Consider the following 22,094-nt stretch of genomic DNA (forward strand, 5'->3'; position numbering starts at 1 on the left):
CAACCATTTCGCGGCCAGGTACACGAGCGAGTTGCCTTCCAGTCCCCCCAAGGCTGCGGGGTCGGTCGGTAGCGGCGCGACGACGGAGATCGATAGCCCATAGAGAAGGATGGGCACTGCAACGGCCAGCCCCGCCAACGGTCCGGCAAGGCCGATGTCCAGCAGGACGTTGCGGTCCCGCGGCGGACGTTTGAGGCGGATGAACGCGCCCAGCGTGCCGAACGCGCTTCCGGGAAATGGCAGGAAGTAGGGCAGCGATACGGGCGAGCTGTGCGCCTGTGCCGCCAGGTAGTGCCCGAACTCGTGCGCCAGCAGGATAGCCAGCAGGCTCACCGCAAACGGGATGCCGGCCGGCAGTGCCCGCAGCAGGCCCCCCAGGTGGGGCGGCCCTAAGTAGCTATACAGCGCCCCCGCCAGTAGCACGCTGAACAGCGTCAGGGCGAACAGTCCGAGGTTGATCCAGGGATTGGAAGGCTTGACGGCGGGCAACGCCTCGGCGGCGTACACCACCGCCAGATCGCCTTCTTTGCGAGTCAGCAACTGGACCTCTTCGCGCTCGAAAATCGGGGAAAGCAGGGCGAAGGCCTCTTCGGCCGGAAGGGTCATTTCACCGCGAAAGCGCGCCAAATAGGTGTCCTGCGCCACCCCAGCAGTGAAATCCTCGACTCGCATGACCTGCTGCACACTTGGCAACAGGCGGTCGATCAGTACCAAATTGTCCGGCTGAACCCGCACAGTCATTGAACCCTAAGCCTGCGAACGAGAAGGCGGGGATGGATGGGAGTCGAACCCACCGCGGCCCGCTGCGCGGCCCGCCGCCGGTTTTGAAGACCGGGGAGCCCACCGGGACCCAACCACCCCCGTTCGGGCAAGAAGCTTACCGCGCGCCCCTGAGCGTGGCAAGGGTAGGACTTCCGAGCACAACAACGCGGCTACACTACAATTGTTGTCTGGCATACGTTGCAGCAGGCATCGAATGGGGTCATGGTGAAGCGCTTCAGATGGGGGCTGCGCCCACTCCGTTTGAGCGGAATCGGCGTACGGCTGCTTCGGTTGGTGGTGCTGCCAGTCTTGGTGCTCGGCTGCGCTCCGAAGGCTGTCGCCACCGAGGCTCCACAGCCGCAGCCCGCCAGGCTTGGCCCAACGTCAACGCCCGCGCCGACAGCCCCTACCCCCACTCCGCCTCCCCCTGCCCCGACCCTGACCGCCATCCCCCTCCCCTCTTCGGACGATTGGCGCCTGGGTCCGGACGAGGCTGACCTCTCCCTGCTCGTGTACTCCGATTTCCAGAGTCCCGCTGGCGCCCGCCTGGCAGACGTCCTGGCCGACCTGAGGGCGATTCACCCCCATGACCTACAGATCGTCTTCCGTCCCTATCCGCTCTGGCCGGTTCACGACAAGGCGCTGATTGCGGCCCAAGCCGCCGAAAGTGCCGGTGCCCAAGGGCTGTTTTGGGAGATGCATGACCTCTTGTTCTCCAGCGCCGATGAATGGGTCGCCCTCAGTCCGGAGGACTTCCGCGCCTGGCTGGAGGCCGCTTCCCGCAGCCTGCCTCTCGATCACCAAGCCTTTGAGCGTGCGATGAGCGAAGGCACGTTCGAGGACCACGCCCTTCGGGATTTCGCCGCCGCCCTGGCCTCCGGCCTGCCTGGCGCCCCGGTCGTGTTCCTGAACCAGACCCTTGTCCCCATGGACCCCACCTTGAACAACCTGGAGGCGCTGCTTCGGCTTTCCCAGGTCGAGGCGCAAGGCCTGCCGCCGGGCCCCCCGCCAGCTGCCAGACCGGAGAAAGCGTATCTCGCCCTGCTGGACACCAGCGCTGGCCCGATCGAGATCGAGCTGTACCCGGCCTCCGCCCCGCAGGCCGTGGGGAGCTTTGTCTACCTCGCTCAGCAGGGCTGGTACAACGGGACAGTTTTCCACCGGGTGGTCCCGGGGGCATTGGCCGAGAGCGGCGACCCGACCCACACGGGTTTGGGCGGACCCGCCTACCGTTTCGGGAATGAGATCGACTCCAGCCTGTCGTTCTCACAGGTCGGCATGGTCTCATTGCGGAATGACGGTCCAGGATCGAACGGCGGGATCTATTTCATCAACCTGCGCCCACTTCCGGACCTGGACGGGACGTACACCATCTTTGGACGGGTGCTCACTGGCCTCGATCTGCTGCAGCAGCTGCCAGGGCGGGACCCCATCGGCGATCTGCTCCTGACGGCTCCGCTGGTGATCGAAAGCGTGTCAATCCAGGTTCTGGATGCGTAGCAGTCAGGCTTGCTTGACAGCCTCCTGTCGCAGTGCTAGAGTTGCGCCGACCTGCCCCACAGTCCGGGTTCGAGCCAGCCTCAGGTGATCCCAGCGTGACGAAATCCCGCACCGAATCCATGGTGGAGCTGCTCCGAGACCTCAGTGCCTCCTCCCCGGATGTCGAGGCCTCGGCGATTGTCAGCGTGGACGGCCTGACGATGGCATCTGCCCTCCCGCAGAACGTGGAGGAAGACCGCGTCGCCGCCATGTCCGCAGCGATGCTATCGCTCGGGGAGCGGATCGCCAACGAGTTGGGACGTGGCAAGCTCGATCAGGTATACATCAAAGGCGAGGCCGGCTATGTCATCCTGATGGCGGTGGGCCGTGAGGCGGTGTTGACGGTCATGGCACGCGCAGAAACGCAACTCGGCCTGCTGTTCCTGGAGATGCGCCGGACCACCGAGGACCTGGCCGGGTTGCTGTGACCCCCGGGGGAAGTGCGTGACTCCGATTGCTCGAAGCGGCTATCTCCATCCCAACAAGGCTGTGCTAGGTCAGTTGCTTGCTCTGGAAGACCTGATGGGCAAGAACGGGGTGAGCGCCGTGCTCAACCTCTCGGGCCTGAAGGCATGGATCGACCACTACCCCCCCGACATTCTAGACAAGCAGATCGACTTCGCCGACGTCGCTTCAATTCAGTTGGCCTTGGAGGAGATCTACGGCGTACGAGCCGGACGGAACATGGCCAGGCGCTCGGCGTGGGTAGGCTTGCAAGGCCTGCTCGGAGACCTCGGCGCCCTAGCCCCGCTCGCTGCCCTCGCCCGTCAGACCCAGCCGCCCCAAGAGCGCATGGCGGTTGCCATGGCCTCTTTCGCCAAGCTCATGTCAAAGGCCTCCGACCAAGCTTGCCAGGTGCAACCTGACGGGGCTGGGGTTCGGCTAACGTCGCGCCCCTGCCCGCATTGCTGGGGACGCCAGGCGGGGGAACCGATCTGCCACGCCATGGTTGGCGCGCTGGAGGGACTTTGCAGCCTGGTGGCTGGCGAGGTGGCTTGGAGTGTGCAGGAGACGACCTGCACCGCGGCCGGGGCCGAGGATTGCCAGTTCCTCATCCTGCCTTCGGCTGCAGGCTAACTCGAGTGTGCCGGATGTCCGGCCTGACGCTCCGCCTGACACGGACTGCGCCCGGCTTGCGGACAACCTGCCCTTGATGCGCCAACTCACCCTTGTAATCCCGACCTACAACGAGGCCGACAACATCCGGCCGCTGGTTGAGGCCCTTTTCGACCTGGGGCTTCCCGGCCTACGCCTCCTCGTGGTGGACGACAACTCACCGGACGGAACGGCCGATGAGGCCGCCCGTGCTGGAGCCTCTCACGGCGGCAGGGTGTCTGTCCTTCGGCGAGCCGGCAAGCTGGGGTTGGGGACCGCCTACATTGACGGGTTCCGGCATGCACTCTCGGCGGGTGGGCAAGCCATCGGCCAGATGGACGCCGATTTCTCGCATGCGCCGGGCTACCTACCCGACTTCCTCCAGGCGCTGGAATCATGCGACGTGGTATTCGGTTCGCGCTACGTCGCCGGCGGCGGGCTTGATCCGCGCTGGGGGCCGGGGCGGCAACTGCTCTCCCGCTTCGGAAATGTGTACGCTCGAGCGATCCTGGGGATGAGCCTGACCGACACGACCGGAGGCTACCGAGTCTGGCGCCGTGAGACCCTGGCCGCCATGCCGCTCGATCGGATTCGGTCCAATGGGTATGTCTTCCAGGTTGAAATGGGTTACGTGGCTGAGAAGCTGGGGTTCCGGCAACTCGAGCTTCCGATCTACTTCGAAGAGCGCCGCCTGGGCCGTTCAAAGATGTCATTGAGGATCCAGCTGGAGGCCGCCCTGAGGGTATGGCAGGTCCGCTGGATGCACCGCCATCTCCGACCCCTCCCCCGCTAGGCCAGGCCACCCGAACGGCCGCGGCGTTTCGTCCATTGTCAGGAGGATCTCGGCCCTTGGGGCGCGGTAGGCCGGCGGCCTGCGGTTCGTTGACGTCTGCTCAACTGGATGTCCAGGCGCCTGCGCGACGCGCCCGAAGTGGACGGCGCGCTCAAGGCCCGGCGGCGACGGCCTCACACAGGTGGAGCCAGTCCTCGATGCCCAGTTCCTGGGCACGGGCGCCCGCAGGCAGATCTGCCCGAGCGAGCCAGGCGTCGACCCGCTCGGCCGGCGCCTGCAAGGAGGAAGCCAGCGCGTTGCGCAGCTTCTTGCGCCGCTGCGAGAACCCCCCCCGCGCCAGATCGAAGAACACAGGGACCCATTCTCTCTGGACCCTGGGCTGCTCATAGCGATCGATGCGCAGCACGGCCGAGTCCACCTCAGGGGGAGGATGAAAGGCGGCCGCTGGAATAACGGCGGCGATGGCAGGCGCACCGTACACCTGAACGCTGAGCGCCAGCAGGCTCATCTGCCCAGGGCCGCTGGCCACCCGCGCCGCCACTTCCTGCTGAACGGTGAGCACCACGCGAAAGGCTGGCGTCTCGGCCTCCAGCAGGCGGCGCAGCAGGGCGGATGTGATCCCGTACGGGATGTTGGCCACGACGGCATGGGGCTGCGAACCGTGCAGGCTCTCCAGAGGCAAGGTCAGAATATCCCCGTACACAAGGCGGACGCCAGGCAGTTGGGCGACAGCTTCGTCCAGCGCCGGGCGGAGCCTGGTGTCCAGTTCGACAGCAACCACCTGGTAGCCGGCGTGAGCCAGATGCCAGGTGAGACTCCCTACCCCGGCCCCGATCTCCAGCACCAGGGTTTCGGGCGGCAGCTCGGCGGCACGCACGATGGCATCCAGGCGATGGCCGTCCAGCAGGAAATGCTGGCCGAAACGCTTGTTGGGCCGGATGCCATGCCGCCGGAGCAGGTCGCGCCAATTGGGCTCTGGCAACCCTAGCACCGCCGCGGGGCCTGACGCGGGTGCGCCAGGCGTCTGAGAACAGGCCTCACGGGCAGGTGGGCTCGTCAGGCTCAGTGGGCCAAGTTCCGGCGACGAAGGAGCTCACCAAGTCCCGCACGGTTTGTTCATCGGCTGTAAGCACAAAGGACCCTCGGTCGTTCCGGCCTCCGGTCAGAATCTCCTCGGGAACGCTCTCGAAGATCAGATCCTGGCTGTCGAGGGAGGGCAGCAAACAGGCCAGCTGAGTCATCTGCCCCAGGCTGAGATCCGTCAGGATCGAGCCGGAGAACGCGCCGAGGATCGCCGGAATGCGGGTGATGACCTCCGGGCTCTGCAGCTTGCCCTTCAAGGCACACAAGACCTGCGTCTGTCGCTCATCGCGCTTGAAGGCGTTGTCCACCTTGCGGATGCGGGAGAATCGAAGCGCCTGCTCCCCGTCGAAGTGATGCTGACCGGCCGGGAAGTAACCCATATCCTCCGTCCGGTCGTCGACCGGACGGCCATCGACCGCCTGCGGCAGATAGATGTCGACGCCGCCCACCGCGTCGACCAGTTTCACGAAGGTCTGCATGTTGACGGCGGCGTAGTGCTCGGGCTGCGCGCCGAAGTTATCATCGAGCGTGCGCGCCAGTAAACCGGGCCCGCCGCCCGGGCCATCGTAGTAGCCCATACCCGGGTTGCCGTACAGGTAGGCCTGGTTCAACTTGCCGTGCGTGATCCCATAGTGAGACGCGATTCCCGGAATGCGCACCCACATGTCACGCGGGAAGGATAGGGAGGTCACCTTGGGATCGACGAAGTCCACCCTGACAAGGCGGACAACATCCGCCAGTCCGTAGAGATAGCTGTCGTCGCGGTTGTCCGCACCCACAGCCAGGATCAACATCGACTCCGGTCCCCCGCACACCGGCTGGGGCCCGGGCGTGACGGCGACCGCCGCCAGGTCAGGAGTCGCTTCCGAAGCCGGAGGGGCCTTGGAGGCTGCGCTCGGCTGCGGCGTGTGGGGCGCCAGTTGCAGGCCGGGCCCGAGGGGCTTGGCGATCGCGCAGGCAGACGTGCCCAGGGTCAGTATCAGGCCGGCAAGGACAGTCGTGAACTGGCGGGGCTTGGGCATCGTCGCGCGGTTCAACTCCAAGAGCTTGCGGGAAGTGTGGCAGGGAGGAAGGGGGCTGCCGGAGTGGGTGAAGGAGGAGTATACCATGCGCGCAGCCGGCGAAGGCATGCGAAATTTGACGCCCGTGGCGCGCACGGGTATCATGGCGCTTCATCTCCCCTGCGAGTGAACCCTACCCGCCGTGAAGAACGAGCCAACGCCAGCGGACCTGCCTGCCAAGCGCCGATCTCCAACGGCAGGCGTGCCGATCCTGGCGGCCTTCGCTCTGATGGGCTGCCTGCTCGCAGGAGTGGGCGTCGTCATCTTTGGCCTGGAGCAGCCCTGGAACTCGAGCGTTCTGCTCCTGGCGGTCGCAGGTGCAGGGGCCGCGGCTGAACCGGTACTGCTGTGGATTGGCTGGGCCAGACGGCCGTCCTCCTACCGCTTGTCGGCGCTAGTGGCCGGTGCGGCCGGTTGCGGTCTCGTGCTCCTCTCTGGTGGGCATGGATTAGCCTGGCAGGCCGTGGGCGTCGCTGCCGCCGCCTGCCTCGGCTCCGCATTGGCCTCCTGGAAACACCTCGGACTCACGGAGGATAACTACCCGCCGGCGCCTGCGGCCCGGGCTGCGGTAGAACAGGCGCATCAATCGCACGGGGGCGCATCGCCTCGGCGTTCAGCCCCCAAGCGAGGCTTCGACGTGGTGTTGGCCATGGCTGCTCTTGTTCTCACCTCTCCGTTGTGGCTCGCCCTCATGGCGCTGATATGGCTTGAAGAGCCGGGGCCGGTGTTCTTCGTCAAGAACTCGGTCGGCCGCGGCGGCAGGACGTTCCGGCAATGGAAGCTGCGCACAATGGTCCACGGCGCCGAGGACTCCTCCGGCCCGGTTCTCGCAAGCGAGGACGATGCCCGGGCACTAGCGGTGGGCCGCTGGCTGCGCAAGACCGCCCTCGACGAGCTGCCACAGCTGGTGAACATCCTGATCGGCGACATGAGCTTCGTCGGCCCGCGGCCCCAGCGAACAGTCCTGGTTCTCGAGTACCTTGAGTCCATGCCGGAATACGCCGATCGCCATCAGGTGCGTCCTGGGTTGGCGGGCCTGGCGCAAGTGGCCGGGGATTACTACCTGACGCCGAGGCAGAAGCTGCGCTTCGACCGGCTGTACGTTCAGCATGCCGATCTGCTGTTCGATCTGTGGCTGGTGACTCTCGCCTGCCTGGTGGTGTTTTGGTGGCGGTGGCAGCCGGGATGGCGCGGCTATCTCTCCGCTGCCCAGATCCGTGGGCGGCGACGGCGCAGCGCTCGGTCTTGCGCCTAGGGTCCGGGAACGTGTTCGCCTGTCTGACCTTCCGGCGGCACGGCCAGACTCACTGGCCCGGGAGTCTCGCTGGCGCGCTTCCAGGCCAGGGTGATGACGACGAGCGCGATCAGCGCGTTGAGCACTTGCCCCAGGACAGCGCCGTACACGCCTAAGAGCTGGATCAGGACGACGCCCACAGTGAACATTGCCACAATCGCCAGGCCATGGGCAACGAAGATCGGTCGCGTCCGCTGCATGGCTTTCAGGCCGACCTGGTAGGGGAAGTACACAAACCACAGCGCGTACTGCACGCAGAAGAGCGCCACTGCCGGAGAGTACACCAGATACTTGTCCCCGAAGAGCAGGTTGAGCGCCAGCGGCGCAGCAATCGCTACGACCAACAGGTAGGCAAAGACCGGGATGCCGAGAAACAGAAAGGCCCGCCGAAGCACGCGCCGCAACGCGGCCCGCCCAACCCGGGCCTCGGCCCGGGCGGCGCGAGGTGTCAGGAAGGGGTCGAGGGCTGCGATCACGACGTGCACTGGAGCCACGAGCGTCTGCACGGCCCGGTAGGCGCCAGCCGCAGCAAAGCTCACCAGGCCGGCGGCCAGAATCGGGTACACCTCGAGCGAGACCCACCCGGCAAGCTGTCCCCCCAACACCCATCGGCCGAAGGCCCAGTTCTCCCGCCAGGTGCCGGACATGTCGATGGCTGTGCGCCGCCAGTACTTGCGGGCCTGCCACACGCCGACCGGAATCGCCGCCAGGGCTCCCCAAGCGATCGCATCCATGCCAGCCATCCCCGACAGCTCGCCGCGACTCCCAAACCACACCAGGACAGCAAGGCGGACCAGCGAGGCGGCCGCGGTATTCACCACGGCATCTCGAATGCGGCGCGCCGGGTAGAACAACCGACGCAAGAACTCCTGCGGCTGCCAGACCAAGAAGACGAACCACAGCCCAAACAAAGTTGGCCCGGCCATGTCATTGCCCAGGGCCGTCAGGAGCCATCCCACGCCAGCCGCCGCCAATGCCGACACGGCCGCCTGCCCAATTTGGATCACGCCGGCGGCCGTCAAGTAGCGGCCAAAGCGCTCGGAGCCCATCATGGCGCCGAGGGTGCTGAGCGGTTGGAGGATGATTCCTTCTTGCACGGCGCCGACACCATGCAGCAGCAAGAACCCGACAGCATAAATCCCGAACTGCGTCGGGTCAAGCATGCGAGCCAAATACACCCCAGCCAGGAAGTTGGAGAGGCTGATCAGCCCCTGATCGGTTGCCGCCAGAAGCCAATCGCGCGCGCCCTGTCGGGAGACGGGGCCGGCTGCTGCCTGGACCAGGCGGTCCCGGGCGCCGGACAGGCTATCCCCCACGAGACCTGGCCGTGCAGTGGCGTGCGGCCCGCCTCAATTGAGAACCCACATCGGGTTCTGGGGTACGGGGGTGAGGAAGTACACCGTCACCCAGTCATGCCAGGACTGGTAGTCATGGTCCTCGTACCCCAGGTCAATCCAGTAGCGCCCCGGAATTCCCCCGCCGGTGTCGGCGATGGTGGCAATTCCGTAGCCGGGGACGTACACCTGGCTGCCGACCATGTAGCGATACCAACGAACCAGGAGGGCCGCGATCCCCTTCTTGAGAATCGCCCCGCTGGCGGTGATGTTGTCGCACTCGGGAATCCCTAGCCTGCAGGGAGAATACGAAGTGGCGTACATCGGGACGGCGCGGTAGTACTGGAGCGGCCCGTACTCGGTGTCCAGGGTCTTGATCTCGACCTTGGTCCCATAGCCCACGGCCCGCGGCTCGGGTTCGCGAGCCACCCACTCGCCCTCGACCTGACGGGCGACTTCGATCCCGTCCTCCTTGCGCACCCGGACTCGATTGGCTCTGATCCCAAAGGCGCCAGGGTCGAGCACCGTCTGGGTATCGATCAGCCCCTCCGGGTCGGGCTCATAACGGGTCTCGTATGGGATCGGCTCTTGCTCAATCAGCACCTCGTCGCGCACCCGAACGACCTGGATAGCCCCGTTTTTCGGCACGGGCGCGTCCGCCCCGGGAGAGGCCCAGTCGAGCCCCTGGAGGGGGACGCCCGCTTGAAGCAGGGCCGCGGCGACCGTAGGTCCGACGGCTCGAACCTTCGCCGTCACGCCATCGCTAGCGATGGTGAGCAGGACCGAGCGATCGAGCCCAACCTCGGGCGAGAGCGCACCGGCCGGATCGGCGTCGAATCGATCACCTTCGTACCAGCGCTCACCGGTGTCTTCCAACGCTTGCGCCAGGCTGGGGCCGGCAGTCCGAATCTCGTGCTGGACACCATCCAGGCGAAGGCCGGTGCTAGAGGCGGCTGCGTGGCGTACCCGTCGGGGCGGCGAAGGCAGGGGCTGGGCGGGGTCGGAAATCCGCAGCCCGTCCACCCACACCGAGTCCGCAGGCAGGAGTGGGATACCGGCCGCTGCCAGGATATTGGCCGGGATCCGGCTGGCCGTCGAGAGCGTTTTCGAGCCGGATGCGAAGTGAACCTCGACCTCCCGGGCAGGGGTCAGGTGGATGGTGTCCCCGGGCATCACTTGGGCAGCACGCTGCGGCAGGGTCTCATCGCCCGGCTGCAGGCGGATGCCTGCACTGCGGACAACGCCCGCAACGGTGCGGGCGTGTGACCACACGGTCTGGGACTCACCCTCGACCACGACAGTGAACGGCTTCTGAGTCGCCGCGACCAGTACCACTAAGCCCACGCCGGCGGCCACAAGCGCGGGAATCGCAGGCCAGGCCCGCAGGCCGTCGCGCAGGCTTCCCCATCTCTGGCGCATGGCGGGGGCAGTATACCAGAGGCGTTTGAGCGATGGTTGCTCGCGGGGGGAGGTGCGTGCCCGGCCCGCAACCCGGCGGCACCGCGGCCGATCACTTTACCGGTGCTTCCTCTCGGACCTGACGGGGTTGGATACGCTCCGCCGCGGCGGACGACCCGCGCACCGGGGGGGAGGATATCGCCTCCGCTTGGCGCTGTCAGCGACAAGCCGGTGACCCGATGGCCGCCGGGCGGCCGCGAACCGGAACGGCTGCCCCGAAAGCTCTCCGCCATGGGGAGGACCCAGGGCCGGTGGGGGGGTCGGCGGCGCCAACGTCCCACAAAGCGGGTCCCAGCCAGGGCAGATGCCATCGACACAGCCGCAAGTCAGGCGGAGAGGGTGGGATTCGAACCCACGGAGCCTTTCGGCTCACGCGCTCTCCAGGCGCGCGCGTTAGGCCAGACTACGCTACCTCTCCAAGTTTGCTTTCGTCTTCCCCGTGGGCAGTTCATTATATCATCGGCATCGATGAGATGGGCTTCTCCCCGGCTCGCAGGAACCCTTCTCAGGGCAGCGGGGCCAACATCAGGCCGCCAGTATCGCCCGAAACGTAGGCCAGCCAACGGCCGTCCGGCGACGGCTGCCAGTCGTTGGCAGAGATCGCAAGCGCGGGTCCCGCCAGTGGCAGCTTAGCGACCGCCCCACTCGGAGCATCGACCTGCACCACCTGCATCGTCTCCGACGACAGGTCCTGCGGAACCACCAGGAGCTGGTCGCCGGACCTCCAGTGGTATGCCCCGAAGACCGGCAGTTGGTGCTGTTGCGTCCCATCCGTCTTCACGAGCCACAAACCGTCCCTGGCTGGATCGGTGTCGTAGGCGACGTAGAAGGCCAGCCACGTACCATCCGGCGAGAGCAACGGGTCGCGCACCCGATCCGCCTCGAACAGCAGCCATGGGGGCGTTGCGTTGAGAGGCACACTCCACACCCCTCTCGGGTCGTAGGCACTCAGTTTGCCGCTCACAAGCAGAATCGTCTCCCCAGCGGTCCAGCCGACGAACCCTCCCCCATAGGTCGACACGACACGCAGGGCGTCGCTGCCATCGACATCGGCCATCCAAATCGCCCGCCGGCGCAGGTCCAGCTGGGCGTAGGTACTCGAGCCAATCTCCCAGATGATTTTGCCTCCCGAAGGAGAGAATCGCACGGCTCTGCCGGCCGCGGGCACCACCCACTTCCGCCCGCTAGCCGTGCTCATCAAGATCGTCTTCTCCTCCTCCGGGTAGGCCATCAGTGCCCAATCCGGCGAGAGCAGGCCGACCCGGGAGAAGAGGCGCCGGACACCGGTGCCGTCGGCGGCTGCGCCGTAGATCCCGGCTGCGCGTGGGCCTTCCGGCTTGGCGACGTAGGCCACCCACAGCGAGTCAGGCGACCAGAACACGCTGGTGCAGCAGCCTGAGTCGGGCACCAGCGTGTGAGTCTCTTGCGGCGGCGTGGAGGTCGGGCTGAGGGGGAGCAGCAGCCCTCCGGGGGAGGTGGCGGTTGCCTGCAAGTTGGGGGAGGCGTTGGACTGCCGGGAGGGCTGACTCCCCTCGATGACAAGACTGCCGTGGCTAGCCGCAGGCCCGCCCATGACTCCCAACAGCAGCAGCACCAGGTACACCGGCTTCACGCTGCCCTCACCAATCCGGCGGCCAAGCGGACTCGTACTCGTTGAGCAGAGGCTCCCCGAACACGACATTCGGTTGATCGCCCCAGTGAGTCCACTTTCCCGGGTCCCCTAGATCCTGCTCAAACCCAACGGGGGATGCGCCGGCCAGGGCAATTCGGTCCCAGTCAGCATCGATGAGCGCCATGGGGTTGAAGGCTCGGCGATGCGAGGGGGCGTTCCGGATCTCCAGGTGCAAGTGCGGCCGCGAGGAACAGGTCAGGTCTGGGTCTCCGCTCATCCCGACGACTTCCCCCTGGCGAATGGGCTGCCCCTCGGTGAGGGGAGAGCGTGCCAGCAAGTGACCATAAAAGGAGGCATACCCGTTGGGGTGATCGATCATCACGTTGTGCGGTCCAGCGCCGTGATAGATGTTGTCGACTTGAACAACGACACCATCTCCAATGGCCAGCACCGGCGTCCCACAGCGGGCACCCAAGTCGATGCCGAAGTGAAGTCCTTGTCCGGCGCCGTAGATGCTTAGGCGCTCGCGGTAGGCGAAGATGGTGTTGCCGTAGGCCTGAACAAGCAGCCAAGTGCTCGGGCCTGGGTCTCCGGCGAAGGGCAGCTGGAAGGGCGGCCTGGATTCGTCCGGGGTTGCCGTTTGAGGCGCCTCGGTCGCAGCTGCAGTCGCTACTGCCTCCGGCGCAGGATGATCGCGACCGGGCGGGATCCAAGCGGCAACAACGGGCAGCGTGAGGTTGGCAGCCTTCAGCGGTGCAACGGGCCATCCGGAGCTTCCCTGGGCGTGCAAGGGGAGCGCCAAGCCAAGCACCAGTGCGGCAATCCCACCCTGCAGCCAATGCCGGCCCATCATCCAGTCGCCCGCCTTCCGCCGGAGGTCCCCGTCCCGGGAGCCCACCGGGGAATGCACTCAAACCCTCGGGGGCCAACTGATCCCATCAGGTCAGTCGACAACCGATTCGTGCGGCAGCTCTCCACAAACAGATCGGCGCTGCGACGCCGTGTACAGGCCTGGCTCAGCGGAGCGAGCACCCAAAGGCCAAACCGGAGATCCAATCCCTCGGCCCACCTGAAGGTATCGACCAGGGCCCGATGCAGGTACCCCAGCACGCGGGTACCCTTAGTAATCGCGATCCACAGGCAGGGCCGGTGTTCCCGCAGGTGCCCGGGCCGGAAATCATCGCCCGCATCCTCGGTCCCGTTCTCCGTGATGGTGATCGGCATGTTGAGCCGCCGCCCCCACGCCAATGCCCGGGCAAATCCGGCCGGCACACTCGCCAGGAATCCGTGCAAGCTGGTCGCCGCCTGGGGGGGGAAGCGGCTGCGTCCCATCAACCCGCCCCAGGCCCTAGGGTCGAAGCGGGTGACCTCGGTGGTGCAGTCCTTGAGGCCGAAGAAGTCCCGCGCGCCCGCTGTCAGAGGGATCGTCACGCGTCTCTCTGGCAGACGGAGTGTGCCGTCCTGCGCCGCTCGGGCGAACAGGTCATTGAGGTGGTCGATCGGGCCCAGGTAACGACTGTGTCCAGCGGACAAGCGGGGCGCTCCGGCAGCATGCCGCGCACATGGCGCGCCAAACCCATCCGGGCCGAGGTGCGGAGGGCGCAGATGGTGGGATAGGCTGCGGCGTGCACCTGCATGCGATGCACCCTGGCAGGGAAGGCCCGATTCAGGTTGCGCACCCCAGGAGGAAAGACGCCGGGGGCGTAGCCGGAGTGGGCCAGGACGTTCAGCTTATCCAGCATGATCCACAGGTCCGCCAGATCTCGCAAGCAAGAGACAACCTTGTGAACGGTGCGCGCGAATAGGCTGCTGGCTTCCGCGTCCAGCCAGGCGCCGTGCTCGGCCAGCCATTGAGGATTCGTGAAGTGGTGGAGGGTCACGATCGGCCTCAGGCCGCGGTCGACGGCGCCATGCAGTATTTCCCGATAGTAGGCCAGCGCCACCGCCTCCCATTTGGCCAGGCTCGGCTCGATCCGACTCCACTCAATCGACCGGCGGTGGGCGTTCTGTCCACAGGCGGCGGCGCGGTCGAAGTCCTCTGCCCATCTCCCGCCCCACCAGTCGCAGGGCTTGCCCGAGCGGTCGCCATGGCGCATGCGATCCGGCTCAGGTTCCCACAGCCACCTGTCGCTGTTGGCGTTGTCGCCCTCGACCTGAACCGAGGCTGTCGCCGTCCCCCACAGAAATTCTTCAGGAAAGGCCCAGGTTGCTGGCGCCAAGGTCTGCCCTCGCGATAGGGGAGTCGTCTCTCAGTACCGCCTGCCCGACCAGGCTCCTTTCCCCCGTCCTGCGGAATCCGATCTCGTAGGCGTCGACATGGCCCGCCAGGTTGGGCTCCTCGAGGCGCAGCAGGGCGACTTTGCCCTCCGCCAATAGCCGTCCGGTAATGGCAGAGAGGACGGACTTGCCGTACGGCCTGCCGGCCGCCTCGGGGCTGACCTCAAGGTAGACCTCGGCGTACAACTCGCCGATCCAATTCAATCCGGCGGCGGCGTGCGTCACCCCGCCGGAGCGGATTTCGTAGCGCGGCATCCCCCCGGGCGCGGTAGCCTCCACGACGAGCACATTGAGAACCGGCGAATACGAGCGGGCATCGACCCGGAGCAAATCCAGGACAACGGCGCTGCCCAGGTCCGCCACGGTATGCACCCACTCTCGTTGCTCGACCGGGAGGGTGAGGATGACCGGACGGGCTGGCTCAATGGCGGCCGCCAGCAGGCTGCTCAATCCGGAGGCTGTGGCCACAAACGGAACTGCCAGTGGCCGAAACAGGTCGAAACCCGTCCTGGCCAGGACGATGAAACCGGACGGGACGAGGGGTGTGTGGTAGTAAGCGTAGAGGCTGACGCGGTCGGCCGGGTGCGTCAGGGCGTAGTATGCCGGCAGCGCGTCCGCAACCGAACGAGGATCCAGCAGACCGGCGAGCTGATTGCGGTCTTCAGGCGAGAGGCGCCTTACCTCGGCCATGGCCAGCTATTCTACCCTCCCTGCTCCGGCTCGGACAATTGCGCCCGGCCGGTGAGCCCTCCGCGGTATCGGGTGCCATCGGTGCAGGAACGAGGCCGCAAGCGAGGCTCAGACCAGTGCCCTTCAAGCCTGAGGAGGCGGGCAGCCTGGGCGGAGCGGGCGAACTAGGGCGCCTCCGACGCGGGCACTTGCGCTTCAGTCAGCAGGACGGCGCTGGCAATCGGCGGCCCCAGTGAGTAGACCGTCAAGTCGAACGGCGTGTCCTGGGCTGCGGAGAGCGAGGTCGTTGGCTCCCAGATCCCATAGCCAACCACCCGGTCGCTGCTGTCAAAGGCTACCAGAACCAAGGCGGCCCGGGACTTCCCGCTGGCCGGTTCCCCTGCCAGGCGGGCAGTGCCTTCAACGCGCCAGCTCCTTCGGTCGCTGGAGGGTTTCTGCGAGGCGCGGGTGACCACCACCTCAATAAAGCGGCCATCGTCAGGGTTGGCCTCGAAGGCTGTGTCCAGGGTGGATTCGGCCTGGTCCCAGTCGCCTACCGAGGCGGGGAAGTCCGCTACCAGCACAACCGTCCCGCCCGCCTCCAGCCGGTTCAGCACCGGATAGGCGGGGCGAGTGTCCACCGCCCTGCCGTTAGCGTCCAGCAGGGTAACCAGAGCAACCATGCCCTCGACCGGCGGGCGCGTGGCAGCACTCCGGGCCGCCAACAGGCAAGTCGTCGTTCCCGTGACGAGGCGAAAGCAGCGGACGCCGGAGAGCGAGAGCGGCACTGGAGTTGCAACCGAGCCAGCCAGGGGGTCTGGGGTTCCTTCCGGACCAGGAATGACCAGGGTCTGTCCTATGCTCAGCAGTCGTGGGTTGATCCCGGGGTTGGCGGCTTCGAGCGCCTCCAGCGTCAGACCATAGCGGGAGGCGATGCTGAGCAAGGTCTCGTTGGCGCGGACGACATGCGAGAATGGGGTCGGCGAGGGTCCGGCCGTTGGCAGCGGCTGGACGGTGGGCGTGTGCTGAGCCTGGGTGGGCGTGGCCGAGTCGGGGTGAAACGGCCGCAGGGTTGCAGTCGGCTGCGCCCTGCCGCTCGTGGAGAGGGCACAGCCGGCCTGGAAGAACAGACCGGCGGCCAAAGCTGCCAGAACGTGGATCCGAGGCACTCTTTCCTCATTATACCAAAGTGGGGTGGCGCGCCCCACCTATTGGCTATATCCTTGACGAGCCGAAGGGGGCCAAGCTTCCGCTGATGACCGTCCCGCCGCAGTCGATGTTCACCGAGGCCATTGCTGCGGCTCGTGCCGGCGACCGGACACGGGCCCGCGAGCTGTTCTCCCGCCTGGTGCGCTCCGACTCGGCGAACGCCGAGTACTGGATCTGGCTGAGCTCCGTCGTCGACACCAATCGTGAGCGGATCTTCTGCCTGGAATCCGCCCTGAAGCTTGACCCGACCAACCGGGCGGCGTTGCGTGGGCTGGTGATCCTGGGGGCACGCAAGCCGGAGGGTAAAGAGGCCCAGCAGGTGGCTCGCGTGCCTCGCAAGATGGCGTCGGCCCAAGCCCCCGCCCGGCGCGGTTCCGGCCGCAGGCCGGCGATACCTTGGCGGTTTCTGGGCGCCGTCGGCGTGGGTGCAATCCTGATCGTGCTCGTGGGGATCATCGCCGTGCCTCTGGCCTCGCTGCTCCGGCCGCGAGCCTATGCGCCGGCCTCGACCCTTCCTCCCCTCAGCCCAACTGCCTCCAAGACGACCCAGTTCGGCTCGCCGACCTGGACGCCGATCCCACCCTCCACCCGGGTCAACCGCACTGCCATTCCGACCGAGCTGGCGGGAACGCCGCTGGCCTTCCTGGTGGACATCACGCCCATACCCACCCCGGTCTTCGGCGCGACCCCTAGGCCTGATAGCCCCGCCTACCAGGCGGGGCTGACAGCCGTCATCGCCGGCAACTACGAAGCCAGCCAGGGCTACATGGAAGCGGTGATCGAGGCACACCCCGATTGGCCGGACGCCCATTACTTCCTGGGGGAGTCCAAACGACGGCAGGGTGACCTGGTCGGGGCCATCCGCGCTTTCGACCGAGCCATCCTGCTGGCGCACTATGCCCCGGCCTACCTTGGGCGCGCCCTCACCATGCTCGAATTCCGGCCGGACCGACCCCCGGTTGATTTCGACGAAGCCATCGATGCAGACCCGCTCCTCACCGAGGCCTACCTGGCGAAAGCCGAGTACCTCGCTGAGAAACGCCTATGGAAGACCATCGAAGAAACGCTGCAGTCCGCAATCGATGCCGGCGCGGGGACACCGCTGGTCTATGTCCGAATGAGCGAGGCCCAGGTCAATCGTGAGCGGCTGCAGCAAGCCCTGGACAGCGCCATCGAAGGCAGCGGCGCTGATCCGACCTTGCTGGAGGGGTATCTGGCGGTCGGGAGGGCCTACACTGAGCTGGAACAGTACGGCGCGGCTCAGTGGCCACTGGAGACCTTCGTCGCCTACGACCAGGAAGATCCACGCGGCTGGGCCTATTTGGCTCGCACCCTGGCCGGCAACGGTCAACCCGAGCAAGCGATCGAGATGGCCAACCGCTCGCTTGAGCTCAAGGAACGCTTTGCACTGGCCTACCTTGCCCGGGCCAACGCCTACCTGGTGCTTGGGGAAGGAGAGAAGGCGCTCGACGACCTGCTCAGCGCCCGACGGTTCGGGGTGGAGACCTATGCCAATCACATCGCGCTGGGAGAGGCCTACTACCTGATCGGCGATTCCCAGCAAGCGCTCGAGTTCCTCAACCTTTCGATCAGTGAGACCCTGGTAGAGCGGCGCGTGGCGGATGGCTACGTCCTTCGGGCGCTGGTCTACGAAAGCCTAGACCCGCCGCAGACTCAGGATGCCATCATCAACTGGCGCTGGATCTTGGATCTGAAGGGCTCATCGCCCGAGGCCAGGGCCATCGCCGAGGAGCACCTGTTCCAGTTGACCGGCGTTCGGCCGACGCCCGCCGCCCCCGCAGCCTCGACCGCGCCCCCCGCCCTCACCCCGACCCCTTCCCGCACACCGACGCCTACGCCTCTCGGCGGAACGACCAGCACTTCGAGCCGGACGCCGACCGCCACCCGAACCCCCACGCGCACGCCGACGCCCAGCCGCACGCCAACCACCACGCCGTCGTGACTTCCCACACAAGACCTGGAACCGCCGAACCCCTAGCTGCCCGTCATGCCGCCGCCTGAACCGTACGCTCGGGCTTCGTCTGACTGGCGAAACTCGGTCCTGGGAGAAGGCGGCCACCTCGGCGGCATCGGCCTCACCTACGGCTTGGTGGGGCTGGGGTTCCTGGCCTACGGGCTGATCCGCTTTCCTCCCTCGGCAGCGGGCTTGCCAGACCTGTTGGTAGCCGCCGGGCTGATCGCCTTGGGATGTGCATTTCCGTTTCCATTGGGCCGAGTCCCCACCTCCCTGGGCTTCATTCCGGCGCTCGTTCTGGCGTACGGGCCCGATCCACAAGCTGTCCCCTGGGCCTTGCTGGTGGGCACGGCCGCTGGCACTGGGCTCGACCTGACCCTGCACCCCTCCGGGCAACCGAGAACCACCGCCTTCGCTTGGGGGTGGACGCGCAGCGCGCTGACACAAGCCGTCCCCACCCTGGCGCTGACTCTGCTGTCCGCCTGGTTGCTGCCCGGCTGGATGGATGCGCCTTCCTTGGTCGCTCTGCTGCCTGCCGCGGTCGTGTGGGCCCTATTTGTCGGCATGTTCGTGTTTGCGCATTGGCTGCTGCTTCCGATCGGTCCAAACCGGTCTCTGCAGAAGATGGAATGGGCGAGCCTGGCGGCGCTGGCGTCCCTGCCGCTTCCCTACGCCGCCCTGGCAGGATCCGCCTACGCCCTGTGGGGAACGGCTGCACTATTGGTCTTCGGCGGGGTCCCGGCCGGGCTCTCGCCCGTCATCCGTGGGCTGATCCTCACGCAGCGCAAACTGGAGCGCCGTCTGGCCGAGCTTTCGACGGTAGGCAAGATCAGCCAGGTGATGCAGACCAGCCTGGACAAGGAGACCGTCCTCAACGCCATCTTCCTCCAGGTCTCCACACTTCTCAACGTGGACAACTTCTACCTGGCCGTGGCGGATGAGCGGACTCAAACTCTGTCCTACCCCCTGGCCATAAAGAGCGGGCTGCGACAGGCCTGGCCCACCCGCCCGATTGCGGACCGGCTCACCGATCGTGTGATTCGCACCCGGGCGCCGATCTTGATCCCAGGGGATGCCGCCCAGGCGCTGCAGGCGATGGGAATGCCGGAGTTGGACAACCCACCGGAATCCTGGCTGGGAGTCCCCTTGCTGACGAGCGGGGCGACCATCGGTTGCCTGGCGGTCTTCCACCTCGAACGTGGCCGGACTCTGTCCAGTGCCGACCTGGAGCTGATGCAGACCCTGGCCGGCCAGGCCTCGGCGGCTCTCGCCAATGCCGACTTGTTCGAGCAGGCGCGCAGCCGGGCGGAGATCCTGACCTCGATCAATCAGGTCACCAGCGCCTTGAGGTCGACCCTCGACCCCGACCACACCCTCGAGCTAATCGTCAGAGCCCTGGCGGACGTGTCCGGCTCGAATCGGCTGGCGATCTACTTGCACGACGCTTCCCGGCGGCAGCTTTTTCTGGCGCGCGCCAGTGGTTTGAGCGATGCATTCCTGTCGGGCTCGATGGTGATCGAGGTCGAGGATCCGGTGCGTGCCCGCGGCTTCCGCGAGCAGAGGGTCCTGCCCCTGACCGTCGGCGAGGACTCCGGCATCGATGCCGCCTACCTGGAGCTGCTGCGGCGCGAGGGGATCCGGGCCTTGGTGCAGCTCCCGCTGTCCACCCCCGAGGGCTGCCTGGGCCAGGTCTCGATCTACTTTGATGGGCCCCTCCGCCTTTCGCAGGATCAAGTCGATGTTCTGGATACGATCGCCGGCCAGGCCGCGCTCGCGATCGCGATGTCTCACCAGCACGCCGAGACCGATCAGGCGTTGCGGCGCCGCCTGTCTCAGATCTCCGCCCTTGAAGCCATCGGTCGGGACATCAATAGCACCCTCAGCCTGGAAGAACTGCTCGAGCGCGTACTCGGGCATGCCATGCGCTACACCGGAGCCGCGGCCGGACAGATTGCCCTCTTCGATGAGCGCGCCGAGGAGTACCGCACTCGGTGCACAGCCGAGCCGGTGCCGGGTACCGGAAGGCTGAAGCTGGGACGACCGAAGGCGACGCGCTCAAGCCGACTGGCTTGGATTGCCGGGCGCAATGACCCCATGACCATTGCCGAGCGCTCCGAGCTCCCCAGCCTCGAGCCGCTGGTTGGCCTGCAGACTGAGAGCGTGCTGGCGGCGCCCATTCATCGCCAGGGCAAGAGGCTTGGAGTCCTGCTGCTGGAAAGCCCCCAAGCGGCGGCATTCGACTCGGAACAGTCGCGTTTCCTGGCACAGTTGGCGGCAGAGGCCGCCGTTGCTCTGGCGAATGTGCGGCTGTACGAACAGCTGGAGGCCCGCCTCCGCGAGCAGTCGCTGCTCTTCCAGATCAGCGCTGAGCTGGCACAGGCCGTCGACAGCACCCGGGTTGGGTACGCTGTGGTCGAGAGCCTGGGCGGCGCCCTGGATGCCGACTGGGTCCGGCTGTACCAGCCCGAGGCGGAGACCGGACAACTCGTCTTGCGGGTACAGGCCGCCGGCGGGAAAGCAGTCGGGTTGCCGCCGGACGTCGACCGGGCTCCTCCGCCCCACGTCCTAGCCAGCTATGAGGAAGGACGGTTGGTGCAGGCGCAAGGAGCCACGCCATCCGCTGATGCGGCAAGCCGCGACCTGCCGCCGCAGACAATTCCCACGTGGGCAGCCGTTCCGGTCCTCGCGGGCGAGCACAGACTGGGCGCGATCGAACTGGGCTGGCTGGGCAGCTTCTCTCTACAGGACAGCCACGTCCGGATGGCAATGACGGTCGCCAGCCAGGCTGCGGTCGCTCTGCAAGGTGCCGCCCTGTTCGCCCGCATCTCGCAGAGCAACAACCGCCTGCTGGCCGTGCTCAAGTCCGCCCACGAGGGCATGTTGATGGCCGATATCGCCGGGCGGGTCCTGATCGTCAACCCACAGCTGGAAGAACTGACCGGCCTGACCGCGGGGGGACTCATCGGCAAGACGCTCTCGGACCGCTCTATCCCGCTGGCGAAGCAATTGGGCTACTCAGAATCCGAGGTGCAGCGCCTGCTCGACGACCTGCGGCAGGGCGCGGCCGTGCCCGGTGCAAGCCATGAGTTCGACACTCAGGACCCTCGGCCGCGGTCGCTCGAGCGCAGTGAGGCGCCGGTGCGCGACGCGCAGGAGGTGCTGATCGGCTGGCTGGTCGTCCTGCGTGACATCTCCGAGCAGAAGGGCCTGGAGCGGGCCCGTGAACAGCTGACGGAAATGATCGTTCATGACCTGCGCAGCCCGCTGACGGCGATCCTGGGCAGCCTGAAGCTGCTTCAGACGAGCATCCGGCCAGACGACCGCACGGCACTGACAGACCAGGCTTTGACTGTCTCACAGCGGAGCTGTCAGCAGATGATGGAGATGGTCAGTTCGCTGCTCGATCTGGCAAAGCTCGAAAGCGGCGAGCTACAACTGCGCCGGGAACAGGTCTCCCTGGAGTCGCTGTGTCATGATTTGATCGCGCTCCATATCCCGGAAGCCAATGCCCTCGGGATCATCCTGGCGTTGGATGTCCAACCCGGACTTCCGTCCATCACGGCCGACGCCGGAATGGTGCGCCGCTGCCTGTCGAACTTGCTCGACAACGCCTTGAAGTTCACGCCTCAGGGCGGGCGCGTCACCCTGAGCGTTGAGAGTCGAGGCGACCACCAAGTCCTGGCAGTCGAGGATACAGGCCCGGGCATCCCGCCGGAGTACCGGCAGCGGGTGTTCGAACGCTTCGGGCAGATCCCTGGGGCAGCCGGGCGGCGGCGAGGAACTGGGCTCGGCCTGCCCTTCGCCCGCCTGGCGATCGAGGCTCATGGGGGCTCCCTCACGGTTCTGGAGGGTGCAGATGGCGGGGCCAGGTTCGAGATTGCGCTGCGCGCCCCGCCGACGACTGACGGCCAAGCCTGACGTGCCCAATTCTGC

General features: G+C 66.6%; 18 protein-coding genes and 2 tRNA genes. 7 read left to right on the forward strand and 13 right to left on the reverse strand.

The features are described 5' to 3' along the window. Window positions 1–741: site-2 protease family protein (locus MUO23_14130; GenBank protein ID MCJ7514089.1), on the reverse strand; the 741-nt coding region annotated here is incomplete at its 3' end. Window positions 742–768: 27 nt separating this feature from the next. Next, a tRNA-Sec gene (locus MUO23_14135) sits at window positions 769–862 on the reverse strand. A gap of 122 nt (window positions 863–984) precedes the next feature. Here MUO23_14135 and MUO23_14140 point away from each other — a divergent pair. The 4 genes from MUO23_14140 (at window position 985) to MUO23_14155 (ending at window position 4,189) form a co-directional block, all read left to right on the forward strand. Beyond that, the gene (locus tag MUO23_14140; GenBank protein MCJ7514090.1) at window positions 985–2,262 is read left to right on the forward strand and encodes a peptidylprolyl isomerase; all 1,278 of its coding nucleotides are present in this window, start codon (window positions 985–987) and stop codon (window positions 2,260–2,262) included. A gap of 95 nt (window positions 2,263–2,357) precedes the next feature. Then, on the forward strand, window positions 2,358–2,729 hold the full coding sequence (locus MUO23_14145; protein MCJ7514091.1) for a roadblock/LC7 domain-containing protein: 372 nt from the start codon (window positions 2,358–2,360) through the stop codon (window positions 2,727–2,729). A gap of 16 nt (window positions 2,730–2,745) precedes the next feature. Beyond that, the gene (locus MUO23_14150) at window positions 2,746–3,378 is read left to right on the forward strand and encodes a 4-vinyl reductase (protein MCJ7514092.1); all 633 of its coding nucleotides are present in this window, start codon (window positions 2,746–2,748) and stop codon (window positions 3,376–3,378) included. 7 nt (window positions 3,379–3,385) lie between these two features. Continuing rightward, window positions 3,386–4,189, forward strand: coding sequence for a polyprenol monophosphomannose synthase (locus MUO23_14155; protein MCJ7514093.1), 804 nt, complete (start codon window positions 3,386–3,388; stop codon window positions 4,187–4,189). 151 nt (window positions 4,190–4,340) lie between these two features. Here the strand turns inward: MUO23_14155 and rsmA are convergent, their stop codons facing one another. After that, the gene (gene rsmA, locus MUO23_14160) at window positions 4,341–5,171 is read right to left on the reverse strand and encodes a 16S rRNA (adenine(1518)-N(6)/adenine(1519)-N(6))-dimethyltransferase RsmA (protein ID MCJ7514094.1); all 831 of its coding nucleotides are present in this window, start codon (window positions 5,169–5,171) and stop codon (window positions 4,341–4,343) included. 55 nt (window positions 5,172–5,226) lie between these two features. Further along, on the reverse strand, window positions 5,227–6,294 hold the full coding sequence (locus MUO23_14165) for an LCP family protein (protein ID MCJ7514095.1): 1,068 nt from the start codon (window positions 6,292–6,294) through the stop codon (window positions 5,227–5,229). Between the two features lie 181 nt (window positions 6,295–6,475). Here MUO23_14165 and MUO23_14170 point away from each other — a divergent pair, with 181 nt between their 5' ends. Beyond that, entirely contained in the window at window positions 6,476–7,588 is a 1,113-nt protein-coding gene (locus MUO23_14170) for a sugar transferase (protein ID MCJ7514096.1), read from the forward strand. Here the strand turns inward: MUO23_14170 and MUO23_14175 are convergent. The 9 genes from MUO23_14175 to MUO23_14215 all read right to left on the reverse strand — a co-directional run bounded on the left by MUO23_14175 (window position 7,585) and on the right by MUO23_14215 (window position 16,146). Then, window positions 7,585–8,943, reverse strand: coding sequence for a lipopolysaccharide biosynthesis protein (locus tag MUO23_14175; GenBank protein MCJ7514097.1), 1,359 nt, complete (start codon window positions 8,941–8,943; stop codon window positions 7,585–7,587). The genes MUO23_14170 and MUO23_14175 overlap by 4 nt on opposite strands. A gap of 33 nt (window positions 8,944–8,976) precedes the next feature. Further along, window positions 8,977–10,380 carry a ubiquitin-like domain-containing protein gene (locus MUO23_14180; GenBank protein MCJ7514098.1) on the reverse strand — a complete coding sequence of 468 codons (1,404 nt, stop codon included), beginning with the start codon at window positions 10,378–10,380 and terminating at the stop codon, window positions 8,977–8,979. 370 nt (window positions 10,381–10,750) lie between these two features. Further along, window positions 10,751–10,837 (reverse strand) — tRNA-Ser (locus MUO23_14185). A gap of 87 nt (window positions 10,838–10,924) precedes the next feature. Further along, entirely contained in the window at window positions 10,925–12,031 is a 1,107-nt protein-coding gene (locus MUO23_14190; GenBank protein ID MCJ7514099.1) for a hypothetical protein, read from the reverse strand. Between the two features lie 7 nt (window positions 12,032–12,038). Then, window positions 12,039–12,884, reverse strand: a complete 846-nt coding sequence (locus MUO23_14195) for a M23 family metallopeptidase (protein ID MCJ7514100.1) — start codon at window positions 12,882–12,884, stop codon at window positions 12,039–12,041. Continuing rightward, window positions 12,881–13,462, reverse strand: coding sequence for a family 1 glycosylhydrolase (locus tag MUO23_14200; protein ID MCJ7514101.1), 582 nt, complete (start codon window positions 13,460–13,462; stop codon window positions 12,881–12,883). The genes MUO23_14195 and MUO23_14200 overlap by 4 nt, the downstream gene beginning before the upstream one ends. Then, window positions 13,459–14,250, reverse strand: coding sequence for a family 1 glycosylhydrolase (locus MUO23_14205; GenBank protein ID MCJ7514102.1), 792 nt, complete (start codon window positions 14,248–14,250; stop codon window positions 13,459–13,461). Before MUO23_14205 ends, MUO23_14200 begins: the two co-directional genes overlap by 4 nt. After that, window positions 14,222–14,998 carry a hypothetical protein gene (locus MUO23_14210; GenBank protein ID MCJ7514103.1) on the reverse strand — a complete coding sequence of 259 codons (777 nt, stop codon included), beginning with the start codon at window positions 14,996–14,998 and terminating at the stop codon, window positions 14,222–14,224. The genes MUO23_14205 and MUO23_14210 overlap by 29 nt, the downstream gene beginning before the upstream one ends. Before the next feature lie 164 nt (window positions 14,999–15,162). Next, entirely contained in the window at window positions 15,163–16,146 is a 984-nt protein-coding gene (locus MUO23_14215; GenBank protein MCJ7514104.1) for a LysM peptidoglycan-binding domain-containing protein, read from the reverse strand. Between the two features lie 86 nt (window positions 16,147–16,232). Here MUO23_14215 and MUO23_14220 point away from each other — a divergent pair, with 86 nt between their 5' ends. Together MUO23_14220 and MUO23_14225 are read left to right on the forward strand one after the other, a co-directional pair. Further along, window positions 16,233–18,149 (forward strand): tetratricopeptide repeat protein, encoded by a 1,917-nt coding sequence (locus tag MUO23_14220; protein ID MCJ7514105.1) that lies wholly within the window; start codon window positions 16,233–16,235, stop codon window positions 18,147–18,149. A gap of 45 nt (window positions 18,150–18,194) precedes the next feature. Further along, complete coding sequence (locus MUO23_14225) at window positions 18,195–22,079, forward strand: GAF domain-containing protein (protein MCJ7514106.1); 3,885 nt, start codon at window positions 18,195–18,197, stop codon at window positions 22,077–22,079. The last annotated feature ends 15 nt before the right edge of the window (window positions 22,080–22,094 follow it).

The sequence above is a fragment of the Anaerolineales bacterium genome, from assembly GCA_022866145.1.
GTDB lineage: Bacteria > Chloroflexota > Anaerolineae > Anaerolineales > E44-bin32 > PFL42.